Below are 19,368 nucleotides of genomic sequence, written 5' to 3' on the forward strand. Positions count from 1 at the left end.
CTAGCAGGTGGTAGATGGGTTAAGTGTAGCAGGTAAATTGCACTATTAAAAGTGTAATTACGGTAATTACATAATTATCGTAATTACCGTAATAAGTGTAATTCTTAGCTTTTATCACATCCTGCCGGGATCATCCAGGAGGTCGCTGGCTTGTCGTGCTTGGCATAGTCCGCCACGGGAATCTGCTCGCCGGTCAGCTGCTCGATCTCGTCGACGGTGACCAGGTAGCGGTCCAGGTTCCGCCTCGTCGCCTGCGCCGAATTCGGAATCACCCAGGCGATCGCGCGCTCGTCCTGGCCGGTGCCTCGAATAATAACCTTCCAGAAGGCGTCCGGTGTCGCTACGCCGTGCGACTCCAGAAAATGGTCGTCGTCCGGGTTGTCGCCCCATATCACCCCGCCGATCACCAGCAGCTCGTCGATATCGCGGTAGCATTCGACGATTTCCTCGGTCAGCAGCCACGCGCCCCGATTCATTTGGGAAACCTGAGGCAGAATATTGGTCATGAAATTGCTCTGCCTTATCGCGACCGGCGAGGCATCCAAATGGTTGGCCGGCACCTGGTGGCCGCGGTCGTAGCCGCCGCCATAGGCGGCCGCGCTGGTTTGTTGGCATTCGGGCGGTACGTCCGGATCCAGCCTAAAGCTCGATGCCCTGGCTTCGCTCCCCATGTCGTGCTGCGCGTTGTATTGGAACTTCATCGGCCCGCGCCGCGCGCAGTCGAGCCAGACCATGAAGCCTTCGTAATCCAGTTTCAGGACATTCCCGCCGGCGCGGACTCCGCCCAAACCGGCATCAGGAAGCGCCGTAGGCCTCGCTCTCTGCGATATCGGCGCCGTCATGCATGCAGCCAACAGCATCAATAAAGTCGCCGCTATCGCGCTTTGCTTCGTGATTTTCACTTGGTTTCTCCGTAGTCTCAGGCAAAAGGCACCTATGATACGGCGGCTCAGGCCCCGGCGTCTTTAATCGCTAATTAACCGCTTTTTAGCCGCGCGGCGATTGAGCGCATAAAACGCCGGCAGGAAGCCGGCGAAAGGAATCAAGGAAGATTCCTTTTTTCTAACTGAAAGGAGGCTGATTAAGTTGATCCACCTAACGGCATCAAGTACCGACGCTTATGCGCGAGGTCAATCCGTCCGGGCGGCCTCGGTTTCCGGCGCACCAACACTTATTTTCAAAAAAGAAGGGATTATGGGGGACAGGCAAAAAGAGGCTCAATCCGGAAAAATAAGCGTAAATTAAGGATTACAGCGAAGGAATAAACGGCTTACACGATGATTCCATAAGGCACGGCTATCCGTGCCCCGGATATCAGGAGTCAGGAAAAAACGAAGGTTTTTATGGCTTACGGGTCGGAATCACTGAGAATAGACTTGAGTTTTCTGATCGCCGACATTGCGGCGCTTTCGGTGGGGTCAAAGATGTTCGCCTGGTTGGCGATCATGTCGGCGACCAGGCTGATTTTAGCGGCTTGTTTCTGTTCGTGCTTCCGGTTGCGTTTCCGTTGTCTGGCTGTCGCCCGTTCGCGCTCGTGGCGTAAGCGGGCGCTCATGCCGAGCAGTGCGAACAGCTTGGCCGATATTGTCCGGATCGCGGCGTAGCCTTTGTAAGCCGTGTCGGTGAGCTTTTGGCAGAGCGGGTGCACGGTGATCAGGCCGGCCCTGACCAGGTCGGCGGCCGCCCGTTCGGCCCGGCGCAGGCTCAGGCCGCTTTTCTCGGCGATGAACGGCATCGAGATGCCCTGGAAGGAAGTGTCGTTTTGCGGGATCCCGACGCGGAGCGACACCAGATCGAGGTAGTGCAGCAGGCAGCTGAGCACCGCCAGGCAGGCCTCCCTGCGTTCCGATCGCTGCTGCCGCTCGGATCCATTGGCCAGATTCAAGGATGGAATCGTCGCGACTGGCGCGCGATAGTAGCGGCGTATCTCCGCGATCGCTTTTGAAATGATTTTAGGGCGCGTATGCTGCTTGGGCGGTTCAAACCAGCGTGGCTTATCTGGGTCATGGCCGCAATTGTTTCCCTGCATGATTTACTGCGAATGCGTTAGCGGCGTCTCATGTGATGAATAAAAGGGTTTTGGTCAAAATAGACTAAGGATAAGTGCTAGCGCAACCCGAAGTGCGGAAAGTGTGATCTATTTCCGGATTTTACTAGGATCAATGCCGTGGCTTTTTATCGGATTCCGGCAGCAAGTCGACGACGGCGCAGCCAAGGGCTTTGGCAATGCTCCTCAGGTTCCATATGGTCACGTTGTCGCTGATGCCCCGCTCGATCTGGCTGATCTGGGATTGCGACATTCTGGATTTTTTCGCCAGTTCTTCTTGAGTCAAGCCGGCCTGTCTTCGTCGCCGTTTAAGAAAATCGCCAATGTCCATCTTTTGCCCGCGGAATCTGAAAAGCTTCATATAGTAATAAAAAACGAGGAATAAAAAAGGGCCGCGAGAGCGGCCCTTCGAAAGCACCGGGTTTACTTAATCACCAGGCGCGTGCCGTTGACCAGGCTAGCGCCGGCGACGGACTGTCCCGCCAAGATCGCTTTCTTGATCGCGGCCTTGTCGATCTTCCAGCTGACGATCTGCTCCTTGAACTGTTCCGGGACGGCGGCTTCGTCCAGGATATTCACCGCGGGCGGATTGCTCTGGACCGACAGCTTGAAGTATGGGCATTCGATCTTGGTAATGCCGGCATGCTCCATATTGCCTTTCAAGTAATCCTTCATCCATTGCGCCCGGCTCTCCAGGGCTTTCCGGCGCTTCGCCATCTCCGCTTCGGCGGCCTTGATCGCCTCGGCCGCTGCCTCCATATTACGCAGGAACTTGGCGACGTTGACGGCCTTGTCTTCCAGTTCTCCGGCCAAAGCCTCCAGCGTGTCGTTGACCGCTTCGGCCGGCAGGTCCATTTCGGGATCCGTCAACGCTTCGAGAGCTTGCAAGTAGTTTGCGCTCAAGCTGTATAAAGTCAGTTTGTTCATATTATACCCCCGCGAATTCATCGAGTTTGCTGTAAAGCCGGTTGTAGAAGTCCTGATTCAAATCCAAAAAGTTCGTGAAGCGCTGATGCGAAGCGTTGAACATCCAGGCTTTGACCCGCTGCCGGTCCAGCCCGAGCTCCTTTATCCGCGCCTCCAGCCTTTGCAGCTGGCCCTTGCTGATGCCGTCGAAACCGTTGTTCAGCTCGTTTTCCGCTTGCTGGATGCTCTCGGCCTCGCGGCGCTGCATCATGTCCTCGATATCCTGAGTGAAGACCTCCGAAAGCCCGGCCATGCGCAGAGTGGCGTCGATGTGGGCGGATTTCTCGGCCATTTTCAGCGCCTTGTTGATGTCGCCGTTGTCCTGGGAAATGATCCGGGCCCCTACGCCGTCGGCGACCACGCGGCCGGAGGCGTCCAGGATTTCGCAGCGGATGATGATCTGGCTCAGCTGGGCGCCGTTTAATGCGGCTTTCTCGTAGTCCGGCAGCGTCGGATAGCGCACGGTCAGGCCCAGCATGCCGCAGATTTTTTCGGCGCCGGGCTTGAACAGGCTCGGCTTGCTGAAATGCGCCGGATTCTTGCAGTCCTTGCCGGCTTGGCACTTGCTCCGGTGCACGACGTGAATCCGTCCGAAGTCCAGGCCGTCGACCAGGGCATCCCGGATCCAGCCCATCAGCGCGGCCCGGTTCTGCTTGCGGCGATCCAGGCCTTCGCGGAAGGTTTCCGCCGGCAGGTCGAGCGGGTTGGCGGCGATGATCGCCGTTTTAGGTTCGGCCGGTTTTTCAATCGTGGCCGGAACCACGGCTTGAGAAGATGAATACATGACAATAACTCCTAATGTGCGAATGGAATGAAAGCCGGGAGCGAGCGGCTACAAGCTCCCGGCCGTTGGGTTAATTTGCGCCGGCCAAAGCCGCCATTTCTTCGGCAAGCGTCCAAAGTGCGCGGTTTAAGCGGATGTTTTCCGACACGCTTTTAATTTCGCGGGTCGTCGTGCGCCGGCCCTTGACGTTGCGACCGGACAAGCCGCCGCGTAGCATGTTTTCTTGCACCCGGTTAAACGTGCGCCAAAGGTCGGTGCCGCGATCGTCGAAGCGGCGCGCTTCATTAAGCTGCTGCGGTACGACGGGAATGTTTTCTTCCGGGTCATAACGCAATTGCAGTGCGGCACGGGCAAAGGCTTGTTGATGCTCGGGCCTTAGCTCAATTTGCTTCATGATGTCTTTCGATGCGTCTACGCGCTCGAACTCGTCAAGAATATTGAAAGCGCCCTCGATGACGTTGCCGACTACATTCCCTGAATGACGAATACGGAAATCTTCGACCGTATCGCCGCAAATAAGCCCGTTGTGGCAAACGAAGCGGAAACAGCCGGCCAGCATTTGATAGCTTGATGTGCCGTCGTGCGAGTTCACCAAAATGATTTCGTTGGCTTCCTCGCCGTTGATTTGGCTCGAATGGCGGAAACGAAGCATGTGCTTGGTGTACGTTGCTTTGCCTTCGATGCGGGAACCCGCTTGGCAAGCCATGAAAGGCTCGAAGCCTTCACGGCGAAGACCGTTTACAACCTCGATTGTTGGGATGTAAGCGTAGCGGCTAGAACGCGATTCATGGGCCGATTCGGCAAACACGGACGGCGCCGCGCGAATGATGTCGTCGTCGGACAGCGGCTTATCCGAACGGACCAGACCGGAAACGCTTTTGAACGATGCGGCCAAACTTGGTTGGTGATTGAATGAATTCATGATCAATACTCCTAATGTGCGAATTGAAAACGACGGAGCCGGGCGGCTACCCTGCCCCGCCGCAAGGGTTAATATTCTTCGGGGAGAAGAATCGTTGTTACTGACCGGTCCGCTTCGGTGATTATCCAAAGCCTGACCGTGTCGAACCGGTAGGCCGAGAAGAGGCGGGATCCGGCTTTTAATGCCTCGTCGTTACTCCGCTTGTCCTCGGCGCACAGCTCGCCCCAGTCGCCGCGCTGATGCCGGCTGAGCAGGGCTATAGGCGAAATTCCCATGCCTTGCATGACGACCAGAGCGCCGGGAGTGGCGAGAGTTCGGCCCAGCGCGAAAAGCGGTTGAACCGGTTTAACTTGATTTGCTGCGTGAGTTGTCATAATCTGAATACTCCTAATGTGCGAACATTGGAAACGTGCGAGCCAAGGCGGCTACCCTGGCCCACACAAAACCACCCTAGAACGGCGCTGCTTCGGATTGATTACCCGAGGTAGCGGCGTTCGCCCTTCCCTTGATCGAATCGATCATATTCCTGACCGCCTCCACGATCGTTTTACCCGTCACGTATTGCGGCTCTTCGCCGTTCGGCGAGGAAACGAATACCGCCGCCTGCAAGCCGTCGCCGCCGTGGTCATAGGACCAGTTATTGACGGTTACGCAAACCGAGCGCCCCCTGATGCCGGCGCCCTGCAAGGCGGTTTTCACCACGCTTACCGCGCGGCGCTGCTTGTCTAAAATAGTCACAAACATAAAGCCTCCAAAAAAGAGAGTTAAAGGAAGGAATGCCGATACTCTGGTATTCCGCGCCGGTTTTTCGCCTGCCAGTTGATCAGGCCGGCAGGCCAACGAAACCGGAAAAGTTGTCCCCGCTTTCTTCCGTTTATACACCCTGAGCCTAGCGGGAAACAGGTGTCTATGATCAGTTGCCTAAGTGAAAATATCTTTCTGTTTTTCCGCCCAGACATAGCCTCCGAAGGCGCCGCAAGGCACCCAGGAGCCCGCCCCCAAAAGCGGTAAATTTGAACCGGGAAAACCGACCGGAACCGCCACCACCGGCAGCCGGCGCGAAAGCGCGCAGCGGCACGCCAAGAGCGATCCGGGCGAGCTGGGCGAGCCGAAGAACGCCGCCAGGCCGGCATCGGCTGCATCGACCACTGCCCGCGTGCGGCCGGCCAGCCGGGAGCGCAGCGGGACCGAAGCCGCGCCGCCCGCCCACCAATGGACGCAGCCGCCCGAGGCCGCGAAGGCCTGCACGCTCGCGGCCGCCGAAAACGGGCCGGCGCTTTCGCCGGCAGGACCGAAGGCGGCGAAGCAATGCACCAGGGACGGCGGCACGGATCCGGGCACGGCCGCCAATAGCGCCGCATCGGCACCGGAGCAGCAGCCGACCGCGAACGAAGCGCCGGAGCTGGCCAGACCCGATGCCACCCGGACCACCAAGGCGGAGCCGGCCGCAGGCAGCGCCCGCGAACCGGCCACCGCGACCACGCCCGGCAAGCTAAACACCGAGAGCCCCCAGAGAAGAGAGCGCGGGCATTGGCGGCAGAGCCGCGCAAGCGGCCCGGCAAGAAAGGCCGGAAGGCAGCGCGACCTTGACCGCGAAAGCCGGGGCCGGCAGGCCGCAAGCGGACCAGACCGCAGAGCCGGCAGCGCCGGGCCGCAGCCACACCCGCCACCCCAGCGCCGAAACGCCGCGCGCGAAAACGGCCGCCAGGGCGAATGAGCCGAACGGCACGAACAGGCAGGCCGGAGCCGGCGACCAGCCCGCGCCACCAGGCAAGGCCCGGCGAGCCCACACCCAGCCGCAGGACAACGGCCGGGCGACAACGCCAGCGCCGCGAGAGGAACCCGAGACAGAAACGAAACCAGCCATAAACACCCCCAACATTGAACGAAGAGAACAAACCCGGAGCCGCCGCCCACCGCCGCAGGAGCGGCGGAAGGGCCGCCGGGAGCGGCCCGCAGGGACGGCAGGGACAGCCCCGGGCCGCACCCCCCGGCGGGAGGGGCGGCGGCAGGAAAATACGCCGCCCGCAGTGAGCACGGGTGCAAGGGCGGTTGCGCAGCGAAGCGAAGCAGCCGGCGAAGCGTACCCTTGCAGCCGCGCGCAACGGAGGGCAAAGTATTTTGCCGCCGAACCCCCGCTGGGGGATGAGTGAGCAGGGAAGCAAAATGACCGGCATGGATGCCGCACCGCATGAGCACAGGGATGTGCGAACTCAGGGACTACAGGGATGTGCAGGGATAGCGACCTTTCCTGAAGGTTGCTGATTGAGCGCAGCCGAGGAGCTTCGGGCGGCACTCACACGGACGTGTGTGCCGCATGGCCATGGATGGCTATGCAGGGGCTTGGGGTGGGCTGGGAAAAAGCAATTCGTTTGCGTCGGCCGCTTTTTCCGGCGCGGACGAGTTGCGGGTTACGCGCGACAGACTCCGTTTTCCGTCTTGCCGCCGGCGGCAATCGTTCAAGTCAATGGTCGCTGTAAATCGTTTTACAGACCTGCCGTTCGTCGCAGATCACCTTCTTTTTCACCGTCACCGGTTTTGGCGCTGGCCGTTGTGTGTGAGGTTTCTCAAGATCGGCGGACCATGCGTTTCGGGCTTGTCTTATTTGCTGATTATTGGTTTCCAGCGTCAACGTATTGCCGTTTTTGGTCATGCGAAAATACTTGAGCGTGTTCATGCCGATCAGGACTTCATCCAGGTAAGGATTAATCTGGGCATTCAGATCCCGCATCGTGACATTGCCGATTTTGAAGCTGTTGATTTGCGTAAGATGATGAGTAACCTGGCCGCCGGCGGTGTTCGAATAAACTTGGCGGCCAAAAGGCAAGCCTGCCCGGATCGCCATATTTTTCGGTATCACCGTCGATGTCGCCCCGGTATCGATCAGAAAGGGCATAGGGACGTTGTTCACCAAAACCGTGCCCCGGAAATGGCCTTGCCGGTCGGTTTTCAAGGTGATGCCTCCAGGAGCGACATGAGGCAATTTAATTTCCGAAGTTCTCCGGATTGGATTAATGGGCTTTCCACTTTTGATCCTGTCCAGGATAGCGTCGGAGCCATACCAAAGCGCCGCAAGCGTCAAAGCTGGAAACAAGAGGTATTTGAGTCCTGAGCTTATTCCTTGCCTGTTCGACGGGGAAGAGTTTCTATATCGATCCCGGTAATAATCGCGGTCCTGTATTCCCATTTTTTCGTTAATTGTATGGATCCCAGTCTCAAGTATAGACTGTAACCGCTCAGTCGCTCCTCGGAAGCCTTCGGGAGTGGTTCAAGCCCAACGACAACGCCGAAGCCTTGGGGGCTAACTGACAGGGACGTCTGTTAGCCGCGGTCCAGGGACGGCTTCTGCTCGTAAGTGCGGGGTTGGGAAAGAGCGAGCAATTCGGGAGGGCCGAGGTTAAAAGCGGACAGGGACGTTTGCTTTTAAGGCGGCCCGGACGAGTTGCGGATTAGTGCAAAGGAAGACCGAGGGCAATGGACAGGGATGTCTATTGCCCACAGCCAGGGACGGGTTTTTAAGCGAGTTGGGCGACAGCCGAACGAGCGCTGCGGAGTTCTTGGTTATGTTTCGGATTTTGGCTGATCACCGCATTTCCACAGAATCAAACCATTGATGACGCCTCGGGCCGATTTATGGGGCTTGGCGTTGATCAGCGACATCAGCGAGCCGTTCAGGATGTCCAAGGCCTCCGGCTTCTCGGCGTCCACAAGGCGCTGATGACGGCTCTCCCCTGCCCTGCATTGGTCGGGGATCCAGCGCTGCGGGAAGGATCTCACGCGAAATCCTCTCGTCGCCAGCCGCTCCGCGACCGACGGCTTGCCGGATTTCACCAGCCAATCGACTTTTTTGAGAGTGTGCAGCGCGCCGATCAGGACCAGAATCGGCCTGTCGCTGGCAAGGCTTGTGAGCCTTTTCGCCATCCATTCGTCTCGTTCATGCGGATTGTCCAGGCCGGCGTCGATCGCGACCACGCTGAAGCAAGGCGATCGCGTTTTCAACGTCGCCAAATGTCCGATCAATTTCCGCATGGGCAGATGATCGATCGAGGCGGGAATGTCGATATCGGAAACCGAAGCGCCGTTGTTCAATACGCGGTCGATCGCGGGCTGTTCGCTGTCTGCGATTTCCAGCGCCAATATCGGGCATTGCCCGCGCTCGATGGCGGCGGTCACCAGGTCCTTGACGAGCATAGCCGATTCGATGCGCTTGTGGGATTCGCCGATAAAAGTGATTGAGCCTGGCGTCATGCCGTCCAGGATCGGGTCAACGTTTCCCGCGCGGAGCTGCAGGGACAAAAGAAGGCAAAACAGCGCGGACAAACGGTGCATGGTCAGGCTCCTCCTGAATAGCTATGGTCTGGCGGCTAGCTTGCAAGGTAAGCCGCTAAATCAGTATAGCCTCTGCCCGGCCGCTTGCTCGGCTCATGTCTGCGATCCGGACTGATCCTCGTAGTTGCGCAGGATATCGGCAGGCACACGGATGCCGGCAGACTTCAATTGCTGCGCCTTCTCGATCACTTCGAGACGCCTATAATCCCTGTCCGCGCGCGAGCGCCGGAAGTTCGCGAATGCGCTCAGCATCGCGACTATCGCGGTGACCACGGCGCCGATCAAGCCGCTGGTCAGCACCGCCTGAATCTTTTCGAGCCTTTGGATCTCCTCCCGGAGTTGTCTGCTCGCGGTTTCGCCTCGGGCGATCGCTTCCTTGAGCGAGCGGATTTGATCGGTCGCTCCCTCTCCCTGCGGCGAGGCCTCCACGACCCTGCGCCCGTGTTCAAGCTCTTCATCGAGATGCCGGGCGATCTCCGGATGGCCGGCGAGCGGCATGAGAAGGCAGGTTGCCGCAAATATTCTCAACAAGAAATTTCGCATTGTCATGCCCTCCCCTCTGTCGGTCTTTCGGCCAAGCGGCGGTATCGGATGATATGGAATGGTATGATACCATTCCATATCATACTATTTGGTTAACTCATTGATCTTGCCGTCTATTGCCTCCTGCAATACGCGCAAGCAGAACTGTTGCATACTGTCCGGCGTGTGCTCGCCAATGTAGCGCAGCTTCAACAGGTAAGGCTCGGGCAGGCGAAGATTGAAAGATTTCGTCACATCATCCCTGACGCCGGGTTCTTGCCATGGATAGGTTTCTTGCGGCCGGTCAGCTGTCGGGGTGGTTTTTTTTCCGCTCTCTGCGCCTGTTAAAAACGCGTCCAAATCCTGCTTGGGTTTGCTCGGTGGTCTGCTTTTCAGATTACTCATTGCCGTACACCTCTTTGTAAAATGTCTCCATTTCTTCCGCCGCCTTGGGATCCTTCGGGCTCAGCTCGGAAACAGCCATGCCGTCTTTCGCGGCCTTGCGGTAGGCGATGCGGTCCCGAATCGTCACGTCGGCCAGGTCGAGATTCGGGAAGTCGGCGACCAGCAGCTGGCCCGCCTGGTCAGACTCCCGGACGGAAGGGTTCGTCGACGAACGGCTGATGATCACCCGCGCCTGCAAGCCGGGATTAAATCCCCTCGCCGTCTCGACCAGTTCGTCCATTTGCCCCAATGTCCAGATGTCGAACTGCGACGGCTGGATCGGGATGTAAACTTTTTCGGCTATGACCATCGACGAGCGCAGCTCTACGGAATCGCGGCCGCCGGCGTCGATGATGATGTCGTCGTAGCGGGTGGCCAGGTCTTTTACCTCGGCCGGGATGCCCTTGCCGAACTTTTGCACGCAGGCAACCCGCGGGGTGATTTTCTCCTCGTCACGGCTCTGCGCCCAATAGTTCGCGCTGCCCTGGGGGTCGGTGTCGATCAGCAACACGTCGCGGCCGGCGAGCGCGCGCATCGCCGCCAGGTTCGTGGCCAGCGTCGTCTTGCCGGTGCCGCCCTTCTCTCCGCCTATCAGTACAATCATGCTATATCATCCTATATGATGCCATGTGATATGGAATGGTATCATATCATGCCATTCCATATCATTTCGAAAAGCCCTTAATCGGGCAGCGTCAAGCCGCCGCACTCGATGACCACGGCATTTTTCAACATCAGGGCCGCCGACGGGTAAGCTTCATAAATGCCGCCGATGGCCTGGTAATAGCCGATCGTATCGAACCGTTCGGCGGCTTGCTGCTTGACCAGCTTGGCCAGGGCCGACCGGAACGCCGGCGACACCGTGACTATGCGCAAGCCCTTGACGATCGACGTCCCCGATTCGAGCAGGACCAGATGGAACGGCAAATAGCTGCCGTCGTCGTCGACGCTTTCGCCTTGCGCCAAATGGATCGTGAAAGCCAGGTCGGACCAGTCCAGGAAGTCGTCGATCTTGAACAGGAAAAAGATCACATTCGCGTCCGCGAACAGGCCGAACGAAACCGGGCCGTTCAGAAAGTTTTCGATGTCGTTTTCGGAAACCGAGAACTTGAAGGCCAGTATCGGGGCGCCGCCATTCAGCAGGATGCTCATGCCTTCATCGGCCAGGTCGCTCTCGAATCTTTCGCCGATTGTCAGTTTAAGGAAGTCCATGGGATGGAATGAGGTGGCATGGAACAATACGATATGGAATGGAATGGAATGGTATCATGCCATTCCATATTATGCTATTTACCCTTGGCGTGGCTGTACAGGTTGTTGAAGAGTCGGATCACCACGAAGATCATCGTTTGCGTCGTCTTGATCGCTGGTACCCGGACCGGGTTTTCCGAGGAGAAATCGTCGATCGCGGCGTTCATGAAATTGACCAGGCCCATTTGCCCAGTCTCGTCGAGCGAGCGCTGCCGCAACCGGTCCTGCAGTTTCTCCCTGATCTTCTCGTCCATGTGCCTGTCGGCCATCAACGACTGCAGCTCCGCGTCGAGCAGCATCGCCTGTTTCTCCAGCCAGTCGAGGTCCATGTCTTTCTGCGAGGGCAGGGGGCCGAAGGCCTTCCGGTAAACGCAAATCACGTCGAAGCAAAGGTCCATGAACAGGTTCGCCATGTCCTGGTTTTGCTCGGCGATCACCATCGGGAATATGCAGAAGATGGTTTGGGCTAGGGCGGTTTGATCAAGTCCGAATTGCTCCATGATCTTCCGCCCGGCACTCTCGTCCATGCTTTTGGCGTATTCCAGGGCTTGGTATAGCTCGCGTTCGGTCAGTTCGTGCATGGCTTCCTCTTCGGTATGATATGGTATGGTATCATTCCATATCATACCACTGATAACGGATTATGGGCGCTTAAAAACTGCATCAAGGCCTGGTAGGCGTACCCATAGGCCGATGCCTCCTCGCTGGTCCTCGGTCCCGCGACATTCAGGGAGGTAATCGAATGGCCGGCGACAAAGACCCGCATCCGCTCCGCTGCGCGCTCCGGCGTCAATTCTGCCCCGTCGATCAATATAAAGGGTTTCTTTAATTCTAGGCAGAACCGCAAGGTTTGCTCGGTGCCGCCAGTCGTAGCGTCGAAACAAATGATCGCGGTCCCGTCGCTGTCGATCACGTTCTGCAATGTCCTTTTCTGGTAGTCGGCGCCTTTCAGTTCGGTAACAGGGTAGTGCAGGGGAATTGCGCCGTCCTCTGCCAATCGTCCTTCCGGACACCAGCCGCCGCACTCCGTCCCGGTTTCCAGGGCTGCGTCCAAAGCCGCGCGATCGACGCCGGTCTGACCTCCGGAAACAATCTTGATTGCGCTCATGCTTGGCTTGCCGGGTGGTATCAAATAGTATGGTATGGAATGGCATCATACCATACCACTTTAGAGGTGATGCCTTGCGTTAATCAACGGATTATAGTTCTGCGCTCCGTGCAGCCAGGCGACGACATCCGGCCGCCAAAAGCCCCGCTTATGACAAAAGCGGACGGCGGACGTGAATATTGGACTTTGAAAAGCGGCAAGTTGGCCAGCGGCGAGTTGGGGGTTTTTGGCGGGCGGGGGAGGCGGCGGAATCTAATGCTCGTGCGGGACGCACGCCTTATTGGGATTGCGAAGCGCAGGGATAGCAGTCTTTCGGAAAGTTCGGTGTTTGAGCGTAGCCGATGGGCTTCGGGCGGCACGCACACGGACGTGTGTGCCGCGCAGCCAGGGAGGGCTATGCCAGGGCGCTTAATGGGGCAAGGGGCTGAGCAATTCGGGAGCGGGATAGTGTAAAACAGGGACGTTTTGCGCTTCCCGCGGACGAGTTGCGGATTAGCGCGGCGGCCGTGCCGGTGGTCGAGGCCTTCGGGTGTCGATCAAGCCTGACTACAGCGCTGGAAACTTGGCGGCTCGCTAAAACTGGTTCTCACACGGAATACCGTCGCCATCGCCATCCATTTTAGTACCTGGGCAATTACGAAGATAAAATATGGCCTCTTCATAAGAAGTCATTTCCGAACACCATACCTTTCCTTGGCATTGAAAATGTTCCATTGGCTCCATAGCAACTGCTTCAACGGGAGTCGTATCGAATTTCTTTGTGGGTACTTTTTTATAGATGAAGACCGCTACCCCAATAACAACCAGAATAGTGAAAAGGCCGTAGCGGCTTCTCTGAGGTTTGCCGATTCTTTTTGATGGGGTTCTATGAGAACGGTCTTTGACGGGGGGCCGGTCTTGTGTAATTTTCTGTGCTAAAGGGGCTATCGTCAGGGTCTGGCTTACTCCTTCAATTCTGGCATTGGCGGCGCAGGCCTTTCCCTTAGCGTCAAAGCTGGTGTGGTAGTGGATAACATCACCAATGATGGGCTTCCGGCTCATTCCCTTTAAGGCCGAAATATGGATAAAGAGATCTCCTTTTCCATTTTCCTGTTCTATGAAGCCAAAGCCTTTATCATCAAACCAGCGGACTAACTTCCCTTTCTCAGCCATCATATTTCAATCTTGACCATAGTTTATTAATAATCGCCCGTGATGCGTCATCCGGATGGATGCAGTTGCAAGAAGCCAGCAATTTGCTATTCGGATCATGTAGACCAAAAGCATTCCTGATCGCCATGCCGAGCCCAAAGTGCAAATCGATCAGATCTTCCTCGCGCATGGCCGCAATGGCAGTTTTCTGTTCATCGTCAAGTATAGACATTAAACGCTCGATGGCCTCGTCCAGCGACTCCGGTGGTTTCGCATGTTGCTGAAAAAGGTCTGTCCAATTTTTGGTCAATTTGACTTAGCTCCGCTATTTGCCATTAATTCCAATGTATACGTAGAAGGCTTATCCACAGATTTTGTGGATAATCATGCTGCCGGCACGCCTCTACTTTGGTGAATAAGTCACAAGATTGGCGTGAAAGGATCACAAGACTTCAAAGCCGAAAGCGATAAACTGAAACCGTACTGAAACACCACCACTTAAACATTACCACGAGGATAACACCATGAAAACTACTTACGCCGCCATTGCTTTCGTTATGATGACCGTTGCCGCCGGCAGCGCTATGGCCGAAGGCTCCAAAATCGAAAAATCGACCCTGATCAATGCTTCTCAAACGACTAATTCATTGAACGCGGCGATCGGCGAGAACGCTTCCGCCAATACCGGTTCGATCAGCATCAAAGGTTCGCAAGTCTCAAAATCGACCGTAATCAATGCGTCCAGCACGACCAACTCGTTGAACGCGGCGATCGGCAAGGGCGCTTCTGCAAACACCGGCTCTATCGATATCAAGTAATCCCGGATTTCGGTCCACTGTTGTTAATGTTGTTAAGGAGGGAATGGACTCCTTCGATCCGGCAATCCTTGATGCTCCAACGATTGTCGGATCGAATAGCCAGGACTCGGCCAGGACGTTTCCAGGGAGCGGAGAATCGGCACTGCATGGCGGTGCAAAGCTTATCTTCAAGACTTCCTGTCAAGCCCGCCATCGAGCGGGCTTTTTTTTGCTGCGGACAGGCGATTTGCGCCTATCAGATGCCAGTTATTTACTAAAACAAAAGTTTTAGTAAATTTAGTATGATTTCATATCATATCATCGTGTTTTTGTTTCCCTTAATAGGCCTTTTTTTGCAGAGCGCCTGAATACTTACGTTTTTGCATTCTCATAAAACTACTATAAAATAGTAATTTTAGTGAATTGAGTTTCCGGGCCGATGGCCGGAAATTCCCGATCAGGTTTCCAAACGCGGCAAGGAGACGAGATGACCAACCAAATCGAAATTTCCTTCGAACAAGTCAGAAAAGATTTCCTGGGCTTTTTGAAATACACCAAGGGGCACTCGGACACGACCTGCTACAACTACAACTCCGATCTCGGCATTTGGCGGCGCTGGCTCGACGATGCAAAACTCGATTGGCGGAGCTGCAAGCCGACCGACCTGGAAAATTTCGTCTCGCACCTGTCGCGCGAAGGGGTAGGGCCGCATGCGGTCGCCCGCAAAGTTTCCTGCCTCGCTACCTTTTATAAATGGGCAAAGCGGAACAGCCTGGTCGCCGACGACCCGGTGTACCAGGTCGAGAAACCGAAACGGCCGCGGCGGATCCCGGTCTGGCTCGAAGTCGAGGAACAAAACGCGCTGCAGAAGGCGACAAGGAATTACGACGACATCCCGGACAACGTATTCGGCCGCAGCCGCGAGTCGGCGCTGAAAGTCCGGCAGCGCTACGAACTCTTGTTCGAGCTGATCCAGAAGTCCGGTCTCCGGATCAGCGAGGCTTTGGGTTTGAAGGTCCAGCATATTCGCGTGGTCGACGGCGTCGCCAAGTCGGTCCGTGTGATCGGGAAGGGCAACAAGGAGCGGCAGGTGCCGCTGCCGGAAGCGTTCGGCCGAGTGCTGGCGTTATCGATCGCGGGCAAGACGCAGGAGGAATATTTATTCGCGAAGAAGCCAGGCGGCAAGCCGGCCGGCGCCCATGCGGTTAGAGCTTATTTAAAGAAGTTGATCGACAAGGCCGGCATCCAGAAGAAGGTCACGCCGCACAAGCTCCGGCACACCTACGCGACCCGCCTTTTGGAAAAGGACGTGCAGTTGGTCGACATCCAGGCCTTGCTTGGGCATGAAAGCATCGCGACGACACAGATTTACACGCATGCGGGGCAGGAAAGATTAAGCAAATTGGTGGCGGACATCTAAGGCCTGTTGTCATGGAGCCCATTTATCCTGAACGGCACGATCCTGAGCAGAACCTGCACCGGTTTTGCCAGCTGCACGTGGTTCCCGGTATCTTCGGTGATTGGTCGCCGGTTCGGGAGTGAAGGGGGCTTAATTGTAATGGGAAAATCTGTGTTATCCATAAAACGGCCGTTTTTGAGAGGTAGCTAGGAACTCATAACCTTCGTACCCGTACGCTCGATTCAGGAAATTGGACCTGGGCAAATAAGTGTGCGTTGACTTGCTCTTGGGGTGCCGAGATAGAGCAAAAACACTAAATTCCCAATTTGAATAGCGGAACGAGATCCAGGTTGGAGTCGACGCTTTGGGTACCGAAGACGGCGGGATATAATCACCAGCATGAGTTTACAAATCTGGTAAGGGGAATTAGATGAAGTTAAAGCAGTTTCGCGTTACAAACTTCCGTTCCGTAGAGGATAGCGGTTGGATCGAAGCTGAGAAGGTGACGGCGCTCATTGGCGTGAATGAGTCGGGCAAGACCAACCTTTTATTGCCGCTATGGAAACTCAAGCCCGCACTCGACGGAGAGATTCAGCCAACTTCGGACTTCCCCAAGACGATGTTCGGAGCAATTCGTAACTCGGCGGGCGATTATCACTTCATTAAAGCTGATTTCTGGACCGGAACGTTGTCGGGCAAGATTTCCGCCAGGGCCGGGATAAGCGAGGATGATGCGAAGATTGTAAGAGTCATCCGATTTTTCGATGGCAGTTATTCTGTTGAGTTCCCCGGTTTTCACCGTCAAACCTCGATCCCTCGCACGGAAATCATAAGTCAGCTTGAGGGCTGCGCCACTAATATTAAGGCTGGACAGGCACTGAAGCAGGAAAAGGAACTGCAAGTACGTCTTGTAGAAGAATTGGCAGACATCGTGTCCCAAGTTCCGGCTGATGATGAGTTGCGGGTGATTAATCTGGAGGCTGTCAAACAAAAAATTGACGCGCTAATCCCCGAGGAACCCGCAAAGACCAGTGCAATCGTACCAATCATAGGACAGTTATCTGACTGGCTGGACGAAGCTTTTGAACGGATTTCATCGCCTCAGCCCGGCGACAAGGAAGGAGTCAACGAACTGGTTGTTTCCGCAATTCCGTCATTTGTTTATTACTCGAATTACGGCAATTTGGACTCTGAGATCTACCTGCCTCATGTGGTCGAGAACCTAAAGCGTGACGATCTTGGATCAAAGGAAGCGGCAAAAGCACGAACTCTCAGGGTATTGTTCAGCTTTGTCCAACTACAACCAGAGGAGATCCTTGAGCTTGGGCGGGATTTCAAGGATATTCACGGCCAAAACCGAGAGCCCACCGCGACCGAGATTGCGGAGATTGCTGAGAAAAAGCGTACTCGCTCAATCCTGCTTCAGTCGGCGGGGGCAACACTGACGCAAAAATTCCGCGATTGGTGGAAGCAAGGAAACTACCGATTCCGCTTTGAAGCCGATGGCAACCACTTTCGTATCTGGGTCGCTGATGATCGCCGCCCGACAGAGGTCGAGTTAGAGAACCGCAGCACCGGTCTGCAATGGTTCCTGAGTTTCTATCTCGTGTTCCTTGTGGAGAGTCAGGGCGATCACAAGCGTTCCATTCTATTGCTCGATGAACCCGGGATGTCGCTCCATCCGTTAGCACAACGCGACTTGTCGGCGTTCTTTGAAAGCCTTGCAGGTACAAACCAGATTCTCTACACATCGCATTCGCCATTCCTTGTCGATGCAGACCGGCTGGAAAGAGCTAGGAAGGTCTATGTCGCCGCTGATGGCACAACGAAAGCCACTGCCAATCTACGACATAGTGAGGGTAAGGATGAACAGGCGGGCGCCGCCTACGCTGTTCATAGTGCACTAAACCTGAGCGTTGCGGAAAGCTTGTTGGTTGGGTGTCAGCCGATCTTAGTCGAGGGCGCATCGGATCAACACTACCTTGCGGCGATCAAATCGCTACTGCTTTCTGCTGGAAAGATCAAGCCCAAGCGGGAACTTGTGTTCCCGCCTTGCGGAGGGACGAAAACGGCACGCGTTGTTGCAAGCATCCTGACTGGTCGCGACGAAATGCTCCCGAAGGTTTTGCTTGATAGTGATAGCTCGGGAAAGCGGCTTGCGGACAGTCTCAAGGGGGAGCTATATGCGACCAACCCGGAGCGAGTTTTATTGGTCGCAGATTACGTTGGTTTCGAGCAGGCTGAGGTAGAGGACTTGTTTCCCCCTGAATATCTCGCGAGCGAGTTGGACCGGATAGAGCGTGAGCCGGACGAACGCTTGTCCGACGTGATCAAGGAAGGGGAACCGTTTGTTGGTCAAGTGGAACAATGGGCGAAGAAACAAGGAATCGTCTTGGCTCCACACTGGAAGGTGCATCTTGCTGTTCGAGTGAAGCAAATGGCGTTGTCGCGCGGTATCGGCGACATTCCCGGTAATATAGTCGAAAAATGGGTGAAGATGTTCGAAGCGTTTGGTTGAGACTTCTTATCGCTATGTACAGTTCTGTAGCGACATTGAGAAATCAAAAATCAGTAGTCTTTTCTCAATTCTTGTTTATGCTTAAAACTCCTCTGCACAAGAATGAGGCTTAGGCATGGAACCCGATACATTTCATGTCGTTGAACATGGGTTACCTCATCAGAGCACTGCCGAATGAGGTCATTTTAAGCAGTGCAAACGACTTCTGAAAATGACAAAGTGCAGTCGGCTTATGAAAATGACATTTTCTCAAAGCGGTCCCTTGAAACTTGTCTCTGAATAATTCATACTGCAGATGAGTTTTCGGAGGTTTTATGCTCGTGGGTTACGCCCGTGTTTCTACCCAAGACCAGAATCCCGCGCTGCAGCTGGATGCGCTCAAGGCCGCAGGCTGTGAAAATGTGTTTGTCGAAAAAGCCTCCGGTGCCCAGCGTGATCGGCCGGAGCTGTCAGCGGCGCTGGGCTCTCTCAGGGCAGGGGACAGCTTAGTCGTATGGAAACTCGACCGCTTGGCCCGTTCGCTGAAGCAACTGATCGAAACGGTAGAGCTACTGGAAAGCCGGAGTATTGGGCTCCTATCGCTGACCGAAGCGATCGACACCACGACCGCCGGCGGGAAATTGATCTTTCATGTGTTCGGCGCCTTGGCCGAGTTCGAACGTTCGATTATCCGAGAGCGCACGAAAGCCGGTCTGGATGCCGCTCGCGCTCGTGGCAAAAAAGGAGGGCGCCCCCCATCTTTGGCCGCCAAAGACATTGCGGCGGCGAAGGCCATGCTGTCCGATCCTGATATTACGATGGAAGAGGTGGCTAGGCGGCTTCATGTTGCTCCTTCTACTTTGTATCGACATATCCCGGGGGGACGGGGAGCGATCAGAGAAACTGAGCCATGCTGACACCGGTCGCTTATCTCGAAGCGCGAGATCCTGCTCGCAATATTCACCGCGCCTATTCGATTGCCTATGGCCAGGATCTCTTCGGCAACTGGATTGTGGAAACCACTTACGGACGTATTGGAGCCAAAGGGCGGACTATCGTGACTATCGTCGGCAATGAAGACGAGGCACTCAAGTATGTGCAAAAATCGCTTAAACGCCGGCAAACTGCCCCCAAAAGAATTGGCGTCGGCTATGAAAATCGCCAAAGCTGA

The 19,368-nt window shown here is 55.8% G+C and carries 25 protein-coding genes; 5 read left to right on the top strand and 20 right to left on the bottom strand.

Annotated features, from left to right (window positions below; genetic code table 11):
- Positions 1–104: 104 nt before the first annotated feature.
- The 20 genes from METAL_RS19435 to METAL_RS19530 all read right to left on the bottom strand — a co-directional run bounded on the left by METAL_RS19435 (position 105) and on the right by METAL_RS19530 (position 13,814).
- On the bottom strand, positions 105–902 hold the full coding sequence (locus tag METAL_RS19435; RefSeq protein WP_005375184.1) for a DNA/RNA non-specific endonuclease: 798 nt from the start codon (positions 900–902) through the stop codon (positions 105–107).
- Positions 903–1,348: 446 nt separating this feature from the next.
- Positions 1,349–2,029 carry a hypothetical protein gene (locus METAL_RS19440; RefSeq protein WP_005375186.1) on the bottom strand — a complete coding sequence of 227 codons (681 nt, stop codon included), beginning with the start codon at positions 2,027–2,029 and terminating at the stop codon, positions 1,349–1,351.
- Between the two features lie 130 nt (positions 2,030–2,159).
- Entirely contained in the window at positions 2,160–2,378 is a 219-nt protein-coding gene (locus METAL_RS19445) for a helix-turn-helix domain-containing protein (protein WP_005375187.1), read from the bottom strand.
- A 92-nt stretch (positions 2,379–2,470) separates the two neighbouring features.
- Positions 2,471–2,974 (bottom strand): siphovirus Gp157 family protein, encoded by a 504-nt coding sequence (locus METAL_RS19450; RefSeq protein WP_005375188.1) that lies wholly within the window; start codon positions 2,972–2,974, stop codon positions 2,471–2,473.
- A gap of 1 nt (position 2,975) precedes the next feature.
- Positions 2,976–3,797, bottom strand: coding sequence for a hypothetical protein (locus tag METAL_RS19455; protein WP_005375189.1), 822 nt, complete (start codon positions 3,795–3,797; stop codon positions 2,976–2,978).
- A 70-nt stretch (positions 3,798–3,867) separates the two neighbouring features.
- Positions 3,868–4,719, bottom strand: coding sequence for a DUF932 domain-containing protein (locus METAL_RS19460; protein ID WP_005375190.1), 852 nt, complete (start codon positions 4,717–4,719; stop codon positions 3,868–3,870).
- A 68-nt stretch (positions 4,720–4,787) separates the two neighbouring features.
- Entirely contained in the window at positions 4,788–5,093 is a 306-nt protein-coding gene (locus tag METAL_RS19465; RefSeq protein WP_005375191.1) for a hypothetical protein, read from the bottom strand.
- A 76-nt stretch (positions 5,094–5,169) separates the two neighbouring features.
- On the bottom strand, positions 5,170–5,463 hold the full coding sequence (locus METAL_RS19470; RefSeq protein ID WP_005375193.1) for a hypothetical protein: 294 nt from the start codon (positions 5,461–5,463) through the stop codon (positions 5,170–5,172).
- 177 nt (positions 5,464–5,640) lie between these two features.
- Positions 5,641–6,219 (bottom strand): hypothetical protein, encoded by a 579-nt coding sequence (locus METAL_RS20210; protein WP_051040513.1) that lies wholly within the window; start codon positions 6,217–6,219, stop codon positions 5,641–5,643.
- On the bottom strand, positions 6,212–6,586 hold the full coding sequence (locus tag METAL_RS20215; RefSeq protein WP_213069554.1) for a hypothetical protein: 375 nt from the start codon (positions 6,584–6,586) through the stop codon (positions 6,212–6,214). The genes METAL_RS20210 and METAL_RS20215 overlap by 8 nt, the downstream gene beginning before the upstream one ends.
- A 597-nt stretch (positions 6,587–7,183) precedes the next feature.
- Positions 7,184–7,801, bottom strand: coding sequence for a retropepsin-like aspartic protease family protein (locus METAL_RS19480; RefSeq protein WP_245549554.1), 618 nt, complete (start codon positions 7,799–7,801; stop codon positions 7,184–7,186).
- A 479-nt stretch (positions 7,802–8,280) separates the two neighbouring features.
- Positions 8,281–9,048, bottom strand: coding sequence for a hypothetical protein (locus tag METAL_RS19485; RefSeq protein ID WP_005375196.1), 768 nt, complete (start codon positions 9,046–9,048; stop codon positions 8,281–8,283).
- Between the two features lie 93 nt (positions 9,049–9,141).
- Entirely contained in the window at positions 9,142–9,591 is a 450-nt protein-coding gene (locus tag METAL_RS19490; protein WP_005375197.1) for a hypothetical protein, read from the bottom strand.
- Between the two features lie 84 nt (positions 9,592–9,675).
- Positions 9,676–9,975: a hypothetical protein gene (locus tag METAL_RS19495; protein ID WP_005375198.1), complete on the bottom strand. Its 300-nt coding sequence runs from the start codon at positions 9,973–9,975 to the stop codon at positions 9,676–9,678.
- A complete protein-coding gene (locus tag METAL_RS19500; protein ID WP_005375199.1) occupies positions 9,968–10,618 on the bottom strand; it encodes an AAA family ATPase in 651 nt (216 codons plus the stop codon). Before METAL_RS19500 ends, METAL_RS19495 begins: the two co-directional genes overlap by 8 nt.
- Positions 10,619–10,695: 77 nt before the next feature.
- Positions 10,696–11,226 (bottom strand): hypothetical protein, encoded by a 531-nt coding sequence (locus tag METAL_RS19505; RefSeq protein ID WP_005375200.1) that lies wholly within the window; start codon positions 11,224–11,226, stop codon positions 10,696–10,698.
- 74 nt (positions 11,227–11,300) lie between these two features.
- Entirely contained in the window at positions 11,301–11,846 is a 546-nt protein-coding gene (locus METAL_RS19510; RefSeq protein ID WP_005375201.1) for a hypothetical protein, read from the bottom strand.
- A 41-nt stretch (positions 11,847–11,887) separates the two neighbouring features.
- Positions 11,888–12,373: a putative molybdenum carrier protein gene (locus METAL_RS19515; protein ID WP_005375202.1), complete on the bottom strand. Its 486-nt coding sequence runs from the start codon at positions 12,371–12,373 to the stop codon at positions 11,888–11,890.
- Between the two features lie 573 nt (positions 12,374–12,946).
- Positions 12,947–13,528: a cold shock domain-containing protein gene (locus METAL_RS21910; protein ID WP_005375203.1), complete on the bottom strand. Its 582-nt coding sequence runs from the start codon at positions 13,526–13,528 to the stop codon at positions 12,947–12,949.
- Positions 13,518–13,814, bottom strand: a complete 297-nt coding sequence (locus METAL_RS19530; RefSeq protein ID WP_005375206.1) for a DUF6794 domain-containing protein — start codon at positions 13,812–13,814, stop codon at positions 13,518–13,520. The genes METAL_RS21910 and METAL_RS19530 overlap by 11 nt, the downstream gene beginning before the upstream one ends.
- A gap of 214 nt (positions 13,815–14,028) precedes the next feature.
- Between METAL_RS19530 and METAL_RS19535 the strand changes: the two genes are divergently transcribed.
- The 5 genes from METAL_RS19535 to METAL_RS19555 all read left to right on the top strand — a co-directional run bounded on the left by METAL_RS19535 (position 14,029) and on the right by METAL_RS19555 (position 19,368).
- Entirely contained in the window at positions 14,029–14,322 is a 294-nt protein-coding gene (locus METAL_RS19535; protein ID WP_005375207.1) for a hypothetical protein, read from the top strand.
- Between the two features lie 466 nt (positions 14,323–14,788).
- Positions 14,789–15,721 carry a tyrosine-type recombinase/integrase gene (locus METAL_RS19540; RefSeq protein ID WP_005375209.1) on the top strand — a complete coding sequence of 311 codons (933 nt, stop codon included), beginning with the start codon at positions 14,789–14,791 and terminating at the stop codon, positions 15,719–15,721.
- 409 nt (positions 15,722–16,130) lie between these two features.
- Positions 16,131–18,218, top strand: a complete 2,088-nt coding sequence (locus METAL_RS19545) for an AAA family ATPase (RefSeq protein ID WP_005375210.1) — start codon at positions 16,131–16,133, stop codon at positions 18,216–18,218.
- A 314-nt stretch (positions 18,219–18,532) separates the two neighbouring features.
- Positions 18,533–19,114 carry a recombinase family protein gene (locus METAL_RS19550; RefSeq protein WP_005375212.1) on the top strand — a complete coding sequence of 194 codons (582 nt, stop codon included), beginning with the start codon at positions 18,533–18,535 and terminating at the stop codon, positions 19,112–19,114.
- Positions 19,108–19,368, top strand: a complete 261-nt coding sequence (locus METAL_RS19555) for a WGR domain-containing protein (RefSeq protein ID WP_005375214.1) — start codon at positions 19,108–19,110, stop codon at positions 19,366–19,368. Before METAL_RS19550 ends, METAL_RS19555 begins: the two co-directional genes overlap by 7 nt.

This window comes from Methylomicrobium album BG8 (assembly GCF_000214275.2).
Classification (GTDB): domain Bacteria; phylum Pseudomonadota; class Gammaproteobacteria; order Methylococcales; family Methylomonadaceae; genus Methylomicrobium; species Methylomicrobium agile.

Excerpts from the sequence above, each read along its gene's own strand:
- METAL_RS19440 (WP_005375186.1), bottom strand. The coding sequence starts at position 2,029 with ATGCAGGGAAACAATTGCGGCCATGACCCAGATAAGCCACGCTGGTTT.
- METAL_RS19445 (WP_005375187.1), bottom strand. The coding sequence starts at position 2,378 with ATGGACATTGGCGATTTTCTTAAACGGCGACGAAGACAGGCCGGCTTG.
- METAL_RS19450 (WP_005375188.1), bottom strand. The coding sequence starts at position 2,974 with ATGAACAAACTGACTTTATACAGCTTGAGCGCAAACTACTTGCAAGCT.
- METAL_RS19455 (WP_005375189.1), bottom strand. The coding sequence starts at position 3,797 with ATGTATTCATCTTCTCAAGCCGTGGTTCCGGCCACGATTGAAAAACCG.
- METAL_RS19460 (WP_005375190.1), bottom strand. The coding sequence starts at position 4,719 with ATGAATTCATTCAATCACCAACCAAGTTTGGCCGCATCGTTCAAAAGC.
- METAL_RS19465 (WP_005375191.1), bottom strand. The coding sequence starts at position 5,093 with ATGACAACTCACGCAGCAAATCAAGTTAAACCGGTTCAACCGCTTTTC.
- METAL_RS19470 (WP_005375193.1), bottom strand. The coding sequence starts at position 5,463 with ATGTTTGTGACTATTTTAGACAAGCAGCGCCGCGCGGTAAGCGTGGTG.
- METAL_RS20215 (WP_213069554.1), bottom strand. The coding sequence starts at position 6,586 with ATGGCTGGTTTCGTTTCTGTCTCGGGTTCCTCTCGCGGCGCTGGCGTT.
- METAL_RS19485 (WP_005375196.1), bottom strand. The coding sequence starts at position 9,048 with ATGCACCGTTTGTCCGCGCTGTTTTGCCTTCTTTTGTCCCTGCAGCTC.
- METAL_RS19490 (WP_005375197.1), bottom strand. The coding sequence starts at position 9,591 with ATGCGAAATTTCTTGTTGAGAATATTTGCGGCAACCTGCCTTCTCATG.
- METAL_RS19495 (WP_005375198.1), bottom strand. The coding sequence starts at position 9,975 with ATGAGTAATCTGAAAAGCAGACCACCGAGCAAACCCAAGCAGGATTTG.
- METAL_RS19500 (WP_005375199.1), bottom strand. The coding sequence starts at position 10,618 with ATGATTGTACTGATAGGCGGAGAGAAGGGCGGCACCGGCAAGACGACG.
- METAL_RS19505 (WP_005375200.1), bottom strand. The coding sequence starts at position 11,226 with ATGGACTTCCTTAAACTGACAATCGGCGAAAGATTCGAGAGCGACCTG.
- METAL_RS19510 (WP_005375201.1), bottom strand. The coding sequence starts at position 11,846 with ATGCACGAACTGACCGAACGCGAGCTATACCAAGCCCTGGAATACGCC.
- METAL_RS19515 (WP_005375202.1), bottom strand. The coding sequence starts at position 12,373 with ATGAGCGCAATCAAGATTGTTTCCGGAGGTCAGACCGGCGTCGATCGC.
- METAL_RS21910 (WP_005375203.1), bottom strand. The coding sequence starts at position 13,528 with ATGATGGCTGAGAAAGGGAAGTTAGTCCGCTGGTTTGATGATAAAGGC.
- METAL_RS19535 (WP_005375207.1), top strand. The coding sequence starts at position 14,029 with ATGAAAACTACTTACGCCGCCATTGCTTTCGTTATGATGACCGTTGCC.
- METAL_RS19540 (WP_005375209.1), top strand. The coding sequence starts at position 14,789 with ATGACCAACCAAATCGAAATTTCCTTCGAACAAGTCAGAAAAGATTTC.
- METAL_RS19545 (WP_005375210.1), top strand. The coding sequence starts at position 16,131 with ATGAAGTTAAAGCAGTTTCGCGTTACAAACTTCCGTTCCGTAGAGGAT.
- METAL_RS19550 (WP_005375212.1), top strand. The coding sequence starts at position 18,533 with ATGCTCGTGGGTTACGCCCGTGTTTCTACCCAAGACCAGAATCCCGCG.
- METAL_RS19555 (WP_005375214.1), top strand. The coding sequence starts at position 19,108 with ATGCTGACACCGGTCGCTTATCTCGAAGCGCGAGATCCTGCTCGCAAT.